Genomic DNA, 14,354 nt, shown 5'->3' with positions numbered 1-14,354 from the left:
AGGCCCGCCCCCGACCCCGCATCCCAGCCGGATCCCGCGCCCACCACTGCCCGCAGCTCCTCCAGCGCCTCCCGGGCACTCCGCCGGATCGCCCCCGCCGCCACCGCCAACTCGTCCGCCCCCAAGGAAGCCGCCCCCAATGAAGCCGCCCCGGATGAAGCCGCGCCCGATGAAGCCGCCCGCACCTCCAGCGCCCCCGCGTGCAGGCTGATCAGCGACATCCGGTGCGCGATCACGTCATGCATCTCCCGGGCGATCCGCGCCCGTTCCCCCAGCCGGGCCTGCTCCTCGCGCAGCTCCTGCTCCGCCTCCAGTCGCGCCGCGTGCTCACGCAGCGACGTGGTCAGCCGTCGATACGCCCGCACGAACGACCCCCAGCCCAGCGCGGCCACGGTGACCACGCCCCGGACCACGAAGTCGACCCAGATCTCCCGGGCCGGCCGGTCCTGCAGCAGGAAGTAGATCCCGCCGGTGGCCACGTTGACCGCGCCGAGCAGCAGCACCGGCCGGAACGGGAGCCGGATCGCCGCGGTGAACAGCGCGACCAGGATCGGCCCGGTCACCGCCACCGAGATCGCCCCGAACGGCAGCAGCAGCCCGGTCACCAGCAGCGGATGCCGCCGGCGGACCAGCAGCGCACCGGCGCCGGCCACCCCGAGCGCCAGGTCGGCCTGCCACGGGATCGCCGCGTCCGGCCGGGTTGCGTCACCGAGCGTCATCATGACCGTGCCGTAGCCGAGAGCCAGGACGATCGCGATCGTGTCCGCGAGGCCCCGGGGGCTGCCGGCCTCCGGGACGAGCAGGCGCAGGAGCATGCCCGCGAGCCTAGGACGCACCGCCCGCCGCACGGAACCTTCCAAAGTAGGGTCACCACCGCTCCCTGAGCCGGATGCCCGGTCCCTCCCGCGTGGACGACCGTCGGCGGCATGCTGAAAATCGTCGTCGCCCTGCTCCCCGCGGCAGTCTGGGGCGCGCTCGCCGCGCTGTGGACCCCGCGCGGCCCCCTGACCGCCACCCAGGCTCTCTCCTCGATCGTGATCAGCGCCGGCGCAGGCTTCGGCGCCGGGCGGCTGCTGCGCTCCCGGTGGCCGATTTTGACAACCCCACTCGTGTACGTCGTGAGCCTCGAACTGACGCGCCTCCCGGTCACCGGTCCCTCCGTCGACCTGCCGCACGCCAGCCTCTTCGGCGTGCTCGCGCTGATCACCGGCCGGGGTGTGCACGCGCTGCTCACGGTGGCCCCGATGGCGCTCGCCGCGGCGTACGGATGCGGTCTTCGCCGGCGACGCGGCCGGATCCTGGGCCGCGTGGCGATCCTGGCGCTGCTGCTTCTCGCGGTGGGGGTGGCCCTCCCGGCGCGCACCGCGGCCATCCCCGGGGGCATCGCCGAGCTGACCCGGGTGGAGGTGAACGGGCACCGCCTCGGCCTGATGATCCGCGGTCGTGATCTGAACCGGCCGGTGCTGCTGTTCGTGCCGGGCGCCCCGGGCGGCTCGGAGGCCGTCGCGATGCGGGCCCACCTGCCCGCCCTGGAGTCGCACTTCGTGGTGGCCACCCTGGACCGGCGGGGTGGCGGCGCGTCCTACCCGGCCCTTGACCCGACCTCGACCGTCTCCCCGCAGGACGAGGTCGCGGACATCCTGGCGGTCACCGATCATTTACGGACCCGCTTCGCCCGCGACAGGATCGTGCTGCTGGCGCACTCCGGTGGTTCGCTGCTCGGCGCGCTCGCGGTCCGGCAGCACCCGGAGAAGTATTCCGCCTACGTCGGCACCGGTCAGGGCGTCGACGTCGAGGCCAGCGACCAGCTCTTCTATGACGACATCCTGGCCTGGGCGACGTCCACCGGGGACTCCGGCACGGTGCGGACGCTCCAGCGGCAGGGCCGGCCGCCGTACCGGGACTTCTGGTCCTACGAGCCGTTCCTGCTGCACGAGATCGAGGTCTACGGTCAGCGGTCCGCGCCCCTGGAGATCGCCGGGCCGGAGTTGACGCTGCTGCAGAAGGTGCACACGCTGACCGCGATGATGGACACCTGGTCGGCGCTGTATCCCCGGGAGCAGGACCTGGACCTGCGGCGGGACGTGCCCGAGCTGGCGGTGCCGGCCTATTTCGTCCAGGGCGAGCGGGAGATGCGCGGCCTGGCCGTGCTCTTCGACCAGTGGTATGCCGCGCTGCGGGCACCTGCCAAGCGGCTGGTGGTGATCCCGGGCGCGGGCCACCGGGTGATGTTCGAGGAGCCGGACCGCTTCGTGACCGCCCTCAGCACCCTGCTGGCGGGGGTCTCGGCCTAGACCAGCGCGAGACCGGGATCCGGGTCGGGCTCCGGAGCCGGGCCCGGGATCTTGTACTCCTCGGTCAGCGTGGTCATCGGCCCGGGCCAGGTCGCCTGGGCCACCTCGATCGGCTTGCGGGTCTCGTCGAACGCGACGTGCAGCAGGTGCAGGACCGGGGTGTCCGGGCGGATCTGCAGGATCTCCGCCTCCTCGCGACTGGGCTGCCGCGCGGTGATCGTGTCGGTCGCGGACGCGTAGCGCCGGTCGAGCACGTCCTCGGCCTCCTGGTAGAGCGGCCGGCCGAACGACTCCGGGCGTTCCAGGCTGGTGCCGCTCGCGTCGGTGACCCGGAACCAGGACGCGCCGAGCTCCACGGTGGCGTCGTCGGCCCGGACGATGTGCCGCCGGACGAGCAGCTCGGTGCCGTCCCGGACGCCGAACGCGTCGGCGACCTCCGGCGGCGCGGGCTCCCGGCCGACGCCGACGAGCTGCTGGCGGTACCGGGCGGCCAGGTCGGCGTGGTAGCCGCGGTGGGCGCCGTACCGGCCGCGGGACAGGCGGTTGAGGCGGCGGCGGGTGCCCCGGACGTACGTGCCGGAGCCCGGTTTGGTGATCAGGACGCCTTCGACCCGGAGCTGGTCGACGGCGCGTTGCACGGTCTGCTTGGCGACGCCGAACATCTCGGCGATGCCGGGGATGGACGGCAGTCGCTCACCCGGCTGCCACTCGCCCCGGCGGACGCGCTCACGCAGCTGAGAAGCGATCTGCCGATGCGGGAACTCGGCAGCGCCCGGATTGATCGTCATGAGGAACCTCCAGCGCCAAGCGGCTAGGTTCCTAGGATGCCTCACGGGCGGCGGCGTGGCGACCGCGACACGCGCGGGGTGCCCGGGCATCGGCATCACGACCGCGACCGCGACCGCGACACGCGCGGGCGTGCCGGGCGTCGGCGGCGCGGGGGCGACACGTGCGGGCCGGAAATGAAGTGGGCCGCCCCGGCTGGGGCGGCCCACTTCAGAAGATCACCAGGAGCCGGCGGTGGGGCCGGCCGAGCCGCCCCGGCGGCGCAGGTACTTCTCGAACTCGCTGGCGATCTCGTCGCCGGTCAGCGGCTGGATCCCCTCGTCGCCGACTCGTTCCTCGAGCTCACGAACGTATTCGCCGAGCTCGGCGTCCTGCTCGGCCGCGGTGCGGACCCGCTTCTCCCACTCGTCGGCCTGCTCGGCCAGGTCGGCCATCGGCACCGGCAGGTCGAGCACGTCCTCGATCCGGCTGAGCAGCGAGAGCGTCGCCTTCGGGCACGGCGGGTTGTTGGCGTAGTGCGGCACGTGCACCCAGAACGACAGCGCGTCCAGTTCGGCGCGGGACGACGCCTCCTGCAGCACGCCGACGATGCCGGTCGGGCCGTCGTAGCGGGTCGGCACCACCTTGTACTTGTCGGCGATGTCCCGGTCGGTGGCGCTGCCGCTGATCGGCAGCGGCCGGGTGTACGGCACGTCGGCCAGCAGCGCGCCGAGCAGCACGATCTGGGTGACCTCGAGGCTGTGGCAGATCTCCAGCACCGACTCGCAGAACGTGCGCCAGCGCATGCTCGGCTCGATGCCGCGGATCAGCACCACGTCCCGGTCGCTGCCGGGCGGGCTGGCCACGGTGAACCGGGTGGTCGGCCACTCGATCTTCCGGGTCTCGCCCTCGGCCATCGTGATCGTCGGGCGGCTCACCTGGAAGTCGTAGAAGTCCTCCGGGTCGATGGAGGTGACCTCGCGGGCCTCCCACACCGTCTCGAGATGTTCCACGGCCGCGGTGGAAGCATCCGCAGCATCGTTCCAGCCCTCGAAGGCGGCGATGGCCACGGGGGAGCGGAGCAGCGGTAGGCCGTCGAACTCAGTCATGAGAGACAGCCTACGTGCGGTGCCGGAAGCGCACCCGGCGGCCGCGCCGTGACGCGGGTCCGTCGCGTCCCAGCTCGTGACGGGTTTTCGGCATGAAGCCGGGTGAATCCGCGCATAATTCCGGGCATGACCAGCCACGTGGATCAGGTGCTCGGGCCGGCCGACGACACCGTCTCGTTCATCCAGCCGCGCGGCATGGTCTACGTGACCACCCTTTGGGTGGCGGCCGCCGGGTGGACCGTGGTGCTCGCCGTCTACCTGCTCTGCTCGCTGCTCTTCGGGGCCCGTCCGGGCGCCGCCGACATCGCCTTCTACGCCGAGTCGGCACTGATCGTCCCGGTGATCGTGGCGGCGGCGGTGCTGCTGGTGCTCTACCGGCGGCTGGGCTGGCTGCACACCTCGGTGCACGGCATCGACTTCGCGGCGACCGGGCGCAAGGCGGTGCATCTGCCCTGGTCCGGGATCGCGTCCGTGGGCCTGCACGGGTGGGGGCCGTTCACCGAGCTGGTGATCACCCCGATCGATGCGGACTACGCCCAGGTGATCGAGGGCCCGGGGCTGGCCGTGCGGATGCGGCACCGGGGCGCGGAGACGTCGTACGTGATCGATGTCGGCCTGATGTCGCCGGGACCGGAAGTCCTTCTCGCGGAGCTGCACCGCCGGATTCCCTCGAAGGTTTGACGCGCGCCGCAGGCGCCGTCTAAGGTCATTAACCGCTCCGTTAATTAACGGGAGGGTTAAATGACCGACCGGCTCAGCGTGATCTTCGCGGCCCTGGCCGATCCGACGCGTCGCGCCATCCTGGCCCGGCTCGCCGAGGGTGAGGCGACCGTGACCGAGCTCGCCGAGCCGTTCGACATCAGCCTCCCGGCGATCTCCCGTCACCTCAAGGTCCTGGAGAACGCCGGTCTGATCTCGCGCAGCCGTTCCGCGCAGTGGCGCTCCAGCCGCCTCGAGGCCGAGCCGTTGCGCGAGGCGACGGCCTGGATGGAGCGGTACCGCCGGTTCTGGGACGCGAACTTCGCACGCCTGGACGCCCATCTCAAGCGCCTGCAGGAGGAGAAACCATGAGCGAGCTAGTGATCACCCGGATCTTCGACGCCCCCCGCCCGATGGTCTACCGCGCCTTCACCGACCCGGACCAGCTCGCCGCGTGGTTCGGCCCGGTCGGCTGGTCGGTGCCCCGCGACACCGTCGACGTGGATGCCCGGGTCGGCGGCAAGCAGGTCTTCACCATGGTCAACGACGCGGACCCGTCGATGGCCTCGCCGGTCAACGCGGTCTTCACCGCGGTGGTCGAGAACGAGCTGCTGGTCGGCGAGGAGGACGTCAGCCACATCCCGGACTTCGGCGCCGCCAAGCTGGTCATGCGCCTGGAGTTCCACGACGAGGAGGGCGGCCGCACCCGCCTGGTGCTCACCCAGAGCCCGTTCCCCGCCGAGATGGAGACCGGCGCCCGCGAGGGCTGGGGCAGCAGCTTCACCAAGCTCGACAAGCTCCTCGCCTAACGACCCCACCCCCCAGCGTGTGAAGTTGTGGTGCGGAGCGCACCGAAACTCCCCACGCTCGTGGTTGACCCCCTGTTGCGTGGGGAGTTGGGGTGCGGAGCGCGCCGAAACTTCACACGCTCGTGGTGTGACCCCGTTGCGTGGGGAGTTGGGGTGCGGAGCGCGCCGAAACTTCACGCGCTTGCGGGTCAGTCGTGGGCGATGGCGGCCAGGACGTTGAGGCGGGCGGCTCGGATGGCCGGTACCACCGCGGCGATGATGCCGACCAGGGCGGCCAGGGCCAGGTAGGTGCCCATCCGGCCCCAGGGCAGCACCAGGGCGGTGATGCCGTCGTCCTTCAGGGCGCGGGTGACCGCCGCGCCCATGCCGGCGCCGACCACGACGCCGAGCAGCGCGCCGAAGACCGAGATCACCACGGCCTCCACGGTGATCATCCGCATGGTCTGTGCCCGGCCCAGGCCGACCGCGCGGAGCAGGCCCAGCTCGCGGGTACGCTCCAGCACCGACAGGGCCAGGGTGTTGACCACGCCGAGGACCGCGATCAGGATGGCCAGTCCGAGCAGGATCTGGATCATCGTGATGATCTGGTCGAACTGTGCGGCCTGCTGGTCCACGAACGTCGCCGAGTCGGTCGCGGACACCTCCGGGCTGTCCGCCAGCAGCGCCTTGACCTGCGGCAGCACCGCCGAGACCGCGACACCGTCGTCGAGCCGGACGAAACCGACGGTCGGCTGCGCGATGCCGAAGTCCTTGATCGCCGCGGTCGGCAGGAACAGGTTGCCGGGCAGCGCGTCGTCCGGGTAGACGACCGCGACCGTGTAGGTGTGCGGCTCACCGCGCGAGGTCTGCACGGTCACCTGGGAGCCGGTGTGCCAGCCGTGCTCGGTGGCGTTCGGCTCGCCGATCGCGATCTGGTCGGCGCGCAGGTCGGTCAGGGTCGCGGCGGCCCCGGTGGTCCGGTACGCCTCGGTCAGGCCGTGGAAGTCGTCGGTGGCGCTGGCGTACTCCTGCTTGCCGTCGGCCAGCACCAGGTCGCGGTAGAGGCCGGCCGCCGCCCGTACCCCGGGGATGGTCTTGGTCTTGTCGAGGACCGCCGGATCGTACGTCGGCGGCCGCGACCCGTTGTCGTCCCCGCTGATCATGATCTCGGCCTTGAGGATCTCCGAGGCGGACGCCTTGAGGCTGCTCTTCGCCGAGTCCATCACCACTGTCACGCCGGTGACCAGGGCGATGCCGACCATCAGCGCGGCTGCCGTGATCGCGGTCCGGCGCGGGTTGCGCCCCGAGTTGAGCCGGCCCAGCCGGCCCGGCACCGACCAGGCGAACACCCGGCCGAGCGCGCTGATCACCGGCTTGCTGATCAGCGGGGTGAGCAGGGCGACCCCGATGAACGACACCAGCACGCCGCCGAGGATCAGCCACAGGGTGCCGTCACCCGCGTCGGCGAACAGTCCGACGCCGAGCGCGGCCGCGCCGGCCGACAGCACCAGGCCGCCGGCGACGCTGAGCCGGGTCAGCGGCCGGTCCGGGATGCTGACCTCCTGCATCGCGGCGATCGGGGCGATCCGGGAGGCGCGCAGCGCGGGCAGCACGGCGGCCACCACGGTCACCACCAGGCCGACCACGAACGCGCTGAGCACCGCGGAGAGCGGGACACCGACCGAGGCCAGGGTGAGGTCGGCGAACGCGCCGAACAGCGCGGCCAGCCCGGCGCCCGCGCCGACCCCGGCGGCCAGCCCGAGCACCGCCGCGACCAGGCCGATCGCGACCGCCTCGACGAGCACCGAGCCGATCACCTGGCGGCGGCTGGCGCCCATCGCGCGCAGCAGGGCCAGCTCCTTGGTCCGCTGGGCCACGATGATCGAGAAGGTGTTGAGGATCAGGAAGATCCCGACGAACAGCGCCACCCCGGCGAAGCCGAGCAGGATCTGGTTGAAGAAGCTCAACCCCTCCTGGATGCTGTCGGCGCTCTCCTCGGCGAGCTGCTGACCGGTCTTGACCTGGAAGCCGTCGCCGAGCGCGGCGGCCACCCGGTCCCGCAGGACCTCCGGGCTGACCCCGTCGGCCGCCTCGACGACCACCGACGAGAACGACCCGGTCGCCCCGAGCATCAGCTGCTGTGCGACCGGGGTGGTGAACGCGACCTCCTGGGTGCCGCCGATGCTGCTGCGACCGCCGGAGTAGCCCCAGATGCCGACCAGGGTGAACTGCTTCTTGGGTTCGAGGGTGAGCACGCCGACCCGGTCGCCGAGTTTCAGGCCGCCCAGCTCCGCCGTCGTCGCGTTGACCGCGATCTCGTCGGCGGCCGTCGGGCCCCGGCCGGAGCGCAGCTCCATCAGCCCGTCCGCGCCGGTCCAGTTGCCGCCGAGGCGGGGCGGGCCCATCGAGGTGAGGACCTTGCCGTCGCTGCCGATGACCCGGGCGCCGTCGGCGTCGACCCGGCCGGTGGCACTGCGTACCCCGGAAAGGTTTTTGATCTTGTCGACGGTCGCGGCCGGGAGCGGTGCGGCGACCTCCTCGCCCTCCATCTCGGAGACCGCGACCTTGGGCGTGGCACTGACCGAGACGTCGGTCGCCGAGAACGCGTCGGCGAAGATCGCGTCGAACGTGCGGTTGAGCGTGTCGGTGACCACGAACGATCCGGACACGAACATCACGCCCAGCACCACGGCCAGGCCGGACAGCACCAGGCGCAGCTTACGGGCGAGCAGGCTCTTCAGCGTGGCGCGCAGCATCAGAGCATCACCGGGTCGGCGTGCGTGTCCAGGCGCTTCATGGTGTCCAGGACGGTGTCGGCGGTCGGGTCCAGCAGCTCGTCGACGATGCTGCCGTCGGCCAGGAAGACCACCCGGTCGGCGTAGCTGGCGGCGACCGGGTCGTGGGTGACCATCACGATGGTCTGGCCGTGCTCGCGGACCGAGGAGCGCAGGAACGACAGCACCTCGGCGCCGGACCGGGAGTCCAGGTTGCCGGTCGGCTCGTCCGCGAAGATCACGTCGGGGCGGCCCATCAGCGCCCGGGCGCAGGCGACCCGCTGCTGCTGGCCGCCGGAGAGCTGGCTGGGCCGGTGCCCGAGCCGGTCCCGCAGACCGACCGTGTCGATCACGGTGTCCCACCACTGCGGGTCGGCCTTGCGGCCGGCGATGTCCAGCGGCAGCCGGATGTTCTCCGCCGCGCTCAGCGTCGGCAGCAGGTTGAACTGCTGGAAGATGAAGCCGATCCGGTCGCGGCGCAGCCGGGTCAGCGCCTTGTCACCGAGCTTGCTCACCTCGGTGCCGCCGACGTGCACGGTGCCCTTGTCGACCGTGTCCAGGCCGGCCAGGCAGTGCATGAGCGTCGACTTGCCGCTGCCGGACGGCCCCATGATCGCCGTGTACCGGCCGCGGCCGAACTCGGCGGTCACCCCGCGCAACGCGGTCACCTGGGCCTCCCCCGAGCCGTAGACCTTCCAGACCTCTTCCGCGCGTGCCGCCGGGCCGCCGGCATTCGTCGCAGTCACGATCGTCTCCCCCTGTGTTGGTCCGGCCCTCTTCGTCGGCCGGCCCGCTCAGTCTCCCGGCGGATCCGGCGGCCGGCGTCCGCCCTGTGGAGTAGTCCGACGCGGAGTTTCCGCTGGGGGAGGCCACTTAGGTCGATTCAGGGTTGTCCCTGAGTGCTAGTGACGTTTTGCCGACCGCCGCTCGGGGGGACTTGGCGTCTACCGTGGAATCCCCGGCCCCCTGGAGGACCGTCATGACCGATCGGATCGCCGCTTTCCTGGTACTGCTCCTCCTCGCGGGGTGCGGGGCGCTCCCGCCCGTCGACGACGACCCGACCTCCGGGCCCGCCCCGGCGACCTCGGCCACTGTCGACCTGGACGGCACCGACACGCCCGAGGAGTTCGCCAAGGACATCAAGTCCGCCCAGGCGGTCGCCGAGCAGTACTGGAAGCAGGTCTTCGACCAGATGGGCGAGACGTTCCAGCCGGTGCGGGAGCTCATTCCGTACGAACGGGAGGGCGAGGTGGCGTGCGGCAGTGACCCGCTGCCGCTGAACAACGCGGCGTACTGCTCCCGTGGTGACTTCATCGCGTACGACGTGAACTGGGCGTTCGGGGTGTTCCGTCAGATCGGTGACGCGTTCCTGTTCTACCTGCTCGGCCACGAGTACGCGCACGGCATCCAGGCCCGGCTCGGCATCAACAAGGAGTTCACCATCCAGCAGGAGCTGCAGGCCGACTGCATGGCCGGGGCGTACATCGGTGACGAGGCGCGCGGCGGGGCGCTGGAGCTGGCCAAGGGCGACACCGAGGAACTCGCCTCGGGGCTGGAGTCGGTCGGGGACGCGCCCGGCCAGCCCTGGTTCGCCGAGGGCTCGCACGGCTCGGCGCAGCAGCGGATCAACGCGTTCGCCAACGGGTACAACAACTCGCTCAAGTCCTGTGACCTGTGAAACGTTGCGTCGACCGGGCCGGGCGGCACCCGGAGAATGAGGGCTCGTCCGACCCCTCGACTCCGGGAGATTCCGCTGAGCGCGACACGACCCACCGCAGTGCTCTTCGACATGGACGGAACGCTGGTCGACAGCGAGAAGCTGTGGGGTGTGGCGCTGGACGACCTGGCCGCGCGCGCCGGCGGCCGGCTCTCGGCGTCCGCACGGCTCGCGATGGTCGGCACCAGCATGCCGATCAGCATGGCGCTGTTCCGGGACGACCTGGGGCAGCCGGACCGGCCGTACGCCGAGGACGTCGCCTGGCTCACCGACCGGGTCGCCGACCTGTTCGCCGACGGCCTGGAGTGGCGGCCGGGCGCGCGCGAGCTGCTGCACGCGGTGCGGGCGGCCGGCGTGCCGACTGCGCTGGTCACCTCGACCGAGCGGCGGCTGGCCGAGCTGGCGCTCAAGACGCTCGGCGCGGAGAACTTCGACGTGGTGGTCTGCGGTGACGAGGTGGCCCGGCAGAAGCCGGATCCGGAGCCTTATCTGACGGCGGCCGGGCTGCTCGGCGTGCCGATCGGGGAGTGCGTGGTGATCGAGGACTCGCCGAGCGGGGTGGGCAGTGCGGTGGCGGCGGGGGCGATCGTGCTGGCGGTGCCGTCGGATGTCGCGTTGCCGCCGACTGCGGGGGTCCACGTGCGGTCGTCGCTGGGTGGGGTTGACGTGGCGTTCCTCGCTTCGTTGCGCTCCTGACGTTCCTGGGGTCATTTTCTTCTGACGTTCCTGGGGCCATTTCTCCGTGCGCTCCTGGCGTCATCTTCTCCTTGCGTGACGTCATTATTGACGTCATAGTGGAGTCATGGACCTGACGCCGTACCTCGAAGGGTTGCGGGCCGATCTCGCCGCAACCGCCGCGCCAGGCGGCCCGGAGATTCTCCGGGCCGCCGAGCTGCTGAGTCATTCCCTCGAACCGTCCGCGCGGCTGGCGCTGCTCGAAGCGCTCTCCGACGCCGCCGCGGAGATCACCACCCGGCTCACCGACGCCACCGTCGAGGTGCGCCTGCGCGGCCGCGACGCCGACCTGGTCGTCACCCAGATCGCCGCGCCCGCTCCGGCTCTCACCGAACCCGCCGTCCCGGATCTGCCGCTGCCGCCGGTCGAGGGTGGCGATCTGGCCCGGCTCACCCTGCGGATGCCCGAGGCGTTGAAGACACACGTCGAGCAGACCGCCGCGGCCGAGGGTGTCTCGGTCAACGCCTGGCTGGTCCGGGCGGTCACCACGGCGATCACCCCGCGGCCCGCGGCGCCGGTGCCGCCGGTGGGCGGGGCGTGGTCGGGCAAGCGCGTTACCGGCTATTTCCAGGCCTGAGCTGCTCTTTCCTTCCTCGGTTTCGCTGTCAGGAGAAGATCATGAACTATGAGTTCGACCGTGCCGAGCCGGTCACCGTCGCCCTGCGCGCCATGGCCGGCACCGTCGAGATCGACGCCGGCCACCACGAGACGATCCGGGTCGAGGTGATCCCGATCGACGACTCCGAAGCGGGTCGCCATGCCGCCGAGAACACCCGGGTCGTCCTGGAGGGCGACACCCTGGTGGTGGCCGTTCCGCACCAGGACCGCTGGCGCCTGCGGCGGACCCCGGCGCTGCGGATCACCGTCCGGATCCCGGCCGGCAGCACCCTGACCGGCGAGAGCGCGGCCGCGGACGTCCGGGCCGCCGGCCGGTTCCACGACGTGAACCTGAAGCTCGCCTCGGCCGCCGGGCACGTCGCCGACGCCGCCGGGGACGTGCATTTGAGCACGGCCAGCGGTGACCTCTCGGTCGGCCGGGTCGGTGGTTCGGCGTTCCTCAAGTCCGCCTCGGGCCGGATCCGCGCCGGCGACGTCATTGGTGACGTCACCGCGGGCACGGCGAGCGGCGACATCACCGTGGGTTCCGGTGGCGGTTCGCTCGACGCCGGCACCGCGAGCGGCGCGATCGCTGTCGGCTCGCTGTCTCAGGGGCGGGCCCGCATTCGTACGGCCTCCGGTGACGTCACGGTCGGCGTCGCGCCGGGCACGGGGGTGTGGCTCGACTTGAACACCGCGGCCGGCCGCAGCAGCACGGACCTCCCGTCACACGGCGACACCACCCCGGCAGCCGGCGGCCCGGGCCTGGAACTGCGGGTCCGCACAGCAAGCGGCGACATCCGCATCCACCGCGCCACCACCCCGATCGCAGCCTGACCCTCCATCCCGCCGCCCTAGCCCACCGCCCTGGCCCGGGCCGCCCCGCTGCGTCTCGGCCACCACCGACCCGGCAGCCAGCCCCGCACCGAAACTCCCCACGCGTCGTGGGTCGGGCGCTTGTGTGTGAAGTAGTGGCGCGGTCCGCACCGAAACTCCCCACGCGTCGTGGGTCGGGGGCTTGTGTGTGAAGTAGTGGCGCGGTCCGCACCGAAACTCCCCACGCGTCGTGGGTCGGGCGCTTGTGTGTGAAGTAGTGGCGCGGTCCGCACCCAGACTCCCCACGCCTCGCGGGTCGGGGGCTTGTGTGTGAAGTAACGGTGCGCTCCGCACCCGAACTTCACACGCATCGGGGGTTGGCGCTTGCGTGGGGGTTTTGGGCGCGATGCGGGCTCTTCCCGGCAGGGGAAGGGCGGTATGGGTGCGCGATGACCGATCGCGTGCGTTCGTCGCCCCTGGGCGGGCGGTGGGGGTCCGCGTTGCGGTATCGCGTCCTGCTGCCGTCCTTGTGCGGGCGGCGAACGCACACGTGACCCCGGTCGGGTGCCGCAACCGACCCTGAAGCTGACCGAGCGTGTGTCTTGCAGCTCTGCCGGTGCGGAGTGAGTGCTCTGTAGTCCTGTCCGTGCCGAACCCAGCCGCCGCCCGGTCCCGGTCCCGGTCCCGGCCTGACCGGCACGACGGCCCTCGGTGGCGACATCAGCGCCCCGCCGGCCTGGCGTCCGGCCGGGGCCTACGGCGGCTACGAGCGAACCTGAGCAGCGGCCGGGCTGGGCCACGCCGGGCTGGGCCACGCCGGGCTGGGCCACGCCGGGCTGGTTGAGCCGGGTCAGGCTGGGGTGGGGTTGGTCAGGTGCCGGGTTTGATCAGGCCGGTTTCGTAGGCCAGGACGACGGCCTGGGTTCGGTCGCGTAGGCGTAGTTTGCCCAGCATGTGACCCACGTGGGTTTTCACCGTGGTCTCGCTGACCTGCAGCAGTGCGGCGATCTCGGCGTTGGTGCGGCCGCGGGCGACGTGGATCAGCACCTCGCGTTCGCGGCCGGTCAGCGTGCGGAGAGCGACGATGGTGCTGGTGTCGGCGACCGCGGGCAGGGTCGCCGCGAAGCGGGGCAGGACCCGGGCCAACACCTGCGGGGTGACCACCGCGCCGCCCGCCGCGACCGCCCGGATCGCCGCGATCAGCTCCTCCTGCGGTGCGTCCTTGCAGAGGTAACCGGCGGCGCCCGCGGTGATCGCCTCGAGCAGTTCCTCGTCGCTGTCCCGCGCGGTCAGCAGCAGCACCCGCACCGGCAGACGCGCCCCGGCGATCGCCCGGGCGACCGCGATGCCGTCCATCCGGGGCAGCGCCACGTCGGCGATGAGCACGTCCGGCGAGAGCCGTCGGGCGAGTTCCAGTGCTTCCGCCCCGTCGCCGGTCTCACCCGCGACGATCAGTTCGGCCCGGCGCTCGCCATCACCCCAGACCCCACCGTCCACCGGGTGGCCAACGCCTGCCGGGCTCCCGACCGCCGCCGGGTTGGCAATGCCGGTCAGGCTGCCAAGCGCCTCTGGGTTACCAACCTCTGCCGGGCTGCCGAGCCCTGCCGGGCTGGTGTCACCCGCCGGGCCGCCAGCGCCTGCGCGGCTGCCACTGCCTGCCGGTTCCGGGTTGATTGTCGGTTTCGAGCGGTCGGTGGGGTTGCTGCTGCCCGCCGGATCGCCGATGCCGGCGGGGTCTCTGCCGCCTGCCGTGGTGCTGCCAGCTGTGTCGACCTTGGTGGCGGTCGGTGTGTTCGGGAGCGGTGTGCTTTCGGCGAGGGCGGCTCGCAGCCCGGCTCGTTGCAGAGCCGAGGCGTCTGCGAGCAGCAGCCGAATCGGTCTCATCGAGCGCGGACCAGCCGTGCGACTCGCGGGCGCCCGGCGTCGAGCCCCGGCTGTGCCGAGCCGGCGCCGCGGCGGGTCCTGCTCAGTGGCTGCGGCGTCCCGGCACGGCCGGCCGCCGAGTGAGCCCGAGGGTGCGCCCGGATGCGCCGCCGGGGTGGGGGCGGGGTGTGGGGGGG

At 72.0% G+C, this 14,354-nt stretch carries 14 protein-coding genes; 8 read left to right on the top strand and 6 right to left on the bottom strand.

The window, feature by feature from the left end; translation table 11 throughout:
• On the bottom strand, positions 1-815 hold an 815-nt coding region (locus ADL15_RS09140; RefSeq protein WP_198170662.1), incomplete at its 3' end, for a histidine kinase.
• A gap of 111 nt (positions 816-926) precedes the next feature.
• Here ADL15_RS09140 and ADL15_RS09135 point away from each other — a divergent pair.
• Positions 927-2,294 (top strand): alpha/beta fold hydrolase, encoded by a 1,368-nt coding sequence (locus ADL15_RS09135; RefSeq protein WP_067687126.1) that lies wholly within the window; start codon positions 927-929, stop codon positions 2,292-2,294.
• On the opposite strand, the gene ADL15_RS09130 is transcribed toward ADL15_RS09135, so the two are convergent.
• Positions 2,291-3,082 carry a GntR family transcriptional regulator gene (locus tag ADL15_RS09130; RefSeq protein WP_067687123.1) on the bottom strand — a complete coding sequence of 264 codons (792 nt, stop codon included), beginning with the start codon at positions 3,080-3,082 and terminating at the stop codon, positions 2,291-2,293. The genes ADL15_RS09135 and ADL15_RS09130 overlap by 4 nt on opposite strands.
• A 216-nt stretch (positions 3,083-3,298) precedes the next feature.
• On the bottom strand, positions 3,299-4,168 hold the full coding sequence (locus tag ADL15_RS09125; protein ID WP_067687120.1) for a PAC2 family protein: 870 nt from the start codon (positions 4,166-4,168) through the stop codon (positions 3,299-3,301).
• Positions 4,169-4,294: 126 nt separating this feature from the next.
• On the opposite strand from ADL15_RS09125, the gene ADL15_RS09120 reads away from it, so the two are divergent.
• The 3 genes from ADL15_RS09120 to ADL15_RS09110 are packed head-to-tail and all read left to right on the top strand — an operon-like array spanning position 4,295 to position 5,676.
• Positions 4,295-4,849 (top strand): hypothetical protein, encoded by a 555-nt coding sequence (locus ADL15_RS09120; protein WP_067687117.1) that lies wholly within the window; start codon positions 4,295-4,297, stop codon positions 4,847-4,849.
• Positions 4,850-4,909: 60 nt separating this feature from the next.
• A complete protein-coding gene (locus ADL15_RS09115) occupies positions 4,910-5,239 on the top strand; it encodes an ArsR/SmtB family transcription factor (RefSeq protein WP_067687114.1) in 330 nt (109 codons plus the stop codon).
• Positions 5,236-5,676: an SRPBCC family protein gene (locus tag ADL15_RS09110; RefSeq protein WP_067687111.1), complete on the top strand. Its 441-nt coding sequence runs from the start codon at positions 5,236-5,238 to the stop codon at positions 5,674-5,676. The genes ADL15_RS09115 and ADL15_RS09110 overlap by 4 nt, the downstream gene beginning before the upstream one ends.
• A gap of 188 nt (positions 5,677-5,864) precedes the next feature.
• Here ADL15_RS09110 and ADL15_RS09105 read toward each other — a convergent pair whose 3' ends face one another.
• Together ADL15_RS09105 and ADL15_RS09100 are read right to left on the bottom strand one after the other, a co-directional pair.
• On the bottom strand, positions 5,865-8,411 hold the full coding sequence (locus ADL15_RS09105; RefSeq protein WP_067687108.1) for an ABC transporter permease: 2,547 nt from the start codon (positions 8,409-8,411) through the stop codon (positions 5,865-5,867).
• A complete protein-coding gene (locus ADL15_RS09100; RefSeq protein ID WP_067687105.1) occupies positions 8,411-9,175 on the bottom strand; it encodes an ABC transporter ATP-binding protein in 765 nt (254 codons plus the stop codon). Before ADL15_RS09100 ends, ADL15_RS09105 begins: the two co-directional genes overlap by 1 nt.
• A gap of 233 nt (positions 9,176-9,408) precedes the next feature.
• On the opposite strand from ADL15_RS09100, the gene ADL15_RS09095 reads away from it, so the two are divergent.
• The 4 genes from ADL15_RS09095 to ADL15_RS09080 all read left to right on the top strand — a co-directional run bounded on the left by ADL15_RS09095 (position 9,409) and on the right by ADL15_RS09080 (position 12,315).
• A complete protein-coding gene (locus ADL15_RS09095; protein ID WP_067687102.1) occupies positions 9,409-10,107 on the top strand; it encodes a neutral zinc metallopeptidase in 699 nt (232 codons plus the stop codon).
• A gap of 99 nt (positions 10,108-10,206) precedes the next feature.
• Complete coding sequence (locus tag ADL15_RS09090) at positions 10,207-10,842, top strand: HAD family hydrolase (protein ID WP_067687099.1); 636 nt, start codon at positions 10,207-10,209, stop codon at positions 10,840-10,842.
• Positions 10,843-10,948: 106 nt separating this feature from the next.
• Complete coding sequence (locus ADL15_RS09085) at positions 10,949-11,458, top strand: hypothetical protein (protein ID WP_067687096.1); 510 nt, start codon at positions 10,949-10,951, stop codon at positions 11,456-11,458.
• Positions 11,459-11,499: 41 nt separating this feature from the next.
• On the top strand, positions 11,500-12,315 hold the full coding sequence (locus tag ADL15_RS09080) for a DUF4097 family beta strand repeat-containing protein (RefSeq protein WP_067687093.1): 816 nt from the start codon (positions 11,500-11,502) through the stop codon (positions 12,313-12,315).
• Positions 12,316-13,164: 849 nt separating this feature from the next.
• On the opposite strand, the gene ADL15_RS55170 is transcribed toward ADL15_RS09080, so the two are convergent.
• The gene (locus ADL15_RS55170; RefSeq protein WP_232343976.1) at positions 13,165-13,791 is read right to left on the bottom strand and encodes a response regulator; all 627 of its coding nucleotides are present in this window, start codon (positions 13,789-13,791) and stop codon (positions 13,165-13,167) included.
• Between the last annotated feature and the right edge of the window lie 563 nt (positions 13,792-14,354).

This window comes from Actinoplanes awajinensis subsp. mycoplanecinus (genome assembly GCF_001509495.1).
In the GTDB taxonomy this organism is placed as follows: domain Bacteria; phylum Actinomycetota; class Actinomycetes; order Mycobacteriales; family Micromonosporaceae; genus Actinoplanes; species Actinoplanes palleronii.
Note: the sequence above shows the minus strand (reverse complement) of the source record. Positions and strands in the feature narration are given on the sequence as shown.

What these genes read in the sequence shown, in the direction of transcription:
- ADL15_RS09120 (WP_067687117.1), top strand. Translation starts at nt 4,295, where the DNA reads ATGACCAGCCACGTGGATCAGGTGCTCGGGCCGGCCGACGACACCGTC.
- ADL15_RS09080 (WP_067687093.1), top strand. Translation starts at nt 11,500, where the DNA reads ATGAACTATGAGTTCGACCGTGCCGAGCCGGTCACCGTCGCCCTGCGC.
- ADL15_RS09125 (WP_067687120.1), bottom strand. Translation starts at nt 4,168, where the DNA reads ATGACTGAGTTCGACGGCCTACCGCTGCTCCGCTCCCCCGTGGCCATC.
- ADL15_RS09105 (WP_067687108.1), bottom strand. Translation starts at nt 8,411, where the DNA reads ATGCTGCGCGCCACGCTGAAGAGCCTGCTCGCCCGTAAGCTGCGCCTG.
- ADL15_RS09110 (WP_067687111.1), top strand. Translation starts at nt 5,236, where the DNA reads ATGAGCGAGCTAGTGATCACCCGGATCTTCGACGCCCCCCGCCCGATG.
- ADL15_RS09115 (WP_067687114.1), top strand. Translation starts at nt 4,910, where the DNA reads ATGACCGACCGGCTCAGCGTGATCTTCGCGGCCCTGGCCGATCCGACG.
- ADL15_RS09095 (WP_067687102.1), top strand. Translation starts at nt 9,409, where the DNA reads ATGACCGATCGGATCGCCGCTTTCCTGGTACTGCTCCTCCTCGCGGGG.
- ADL15_RS09130 (WP_067687123.1), bottom strand. Translation starts at nt 3,082, where the DNA reads ATGACGATCAATCCGGGCGCTGCCGAGTTCCCGCATCGGCAGATCGCT.
- ADL15_RS09135 (WP_067687126.1), top strand. Translation starts at nt 927, where the DNA reads ATGCTGAAAATCGTCGTCGCCCTGCTCCCCGCGGCAGTCTGGGGCGCG.
- ADL15_RS09085 (WP_067687096.1), top strand. Translation starts at nt 10,949, where the DNA reads ATGGACCTGACGCCGTACCTCGAAGGGTTGCGGGCCGATCTCGCCGCA.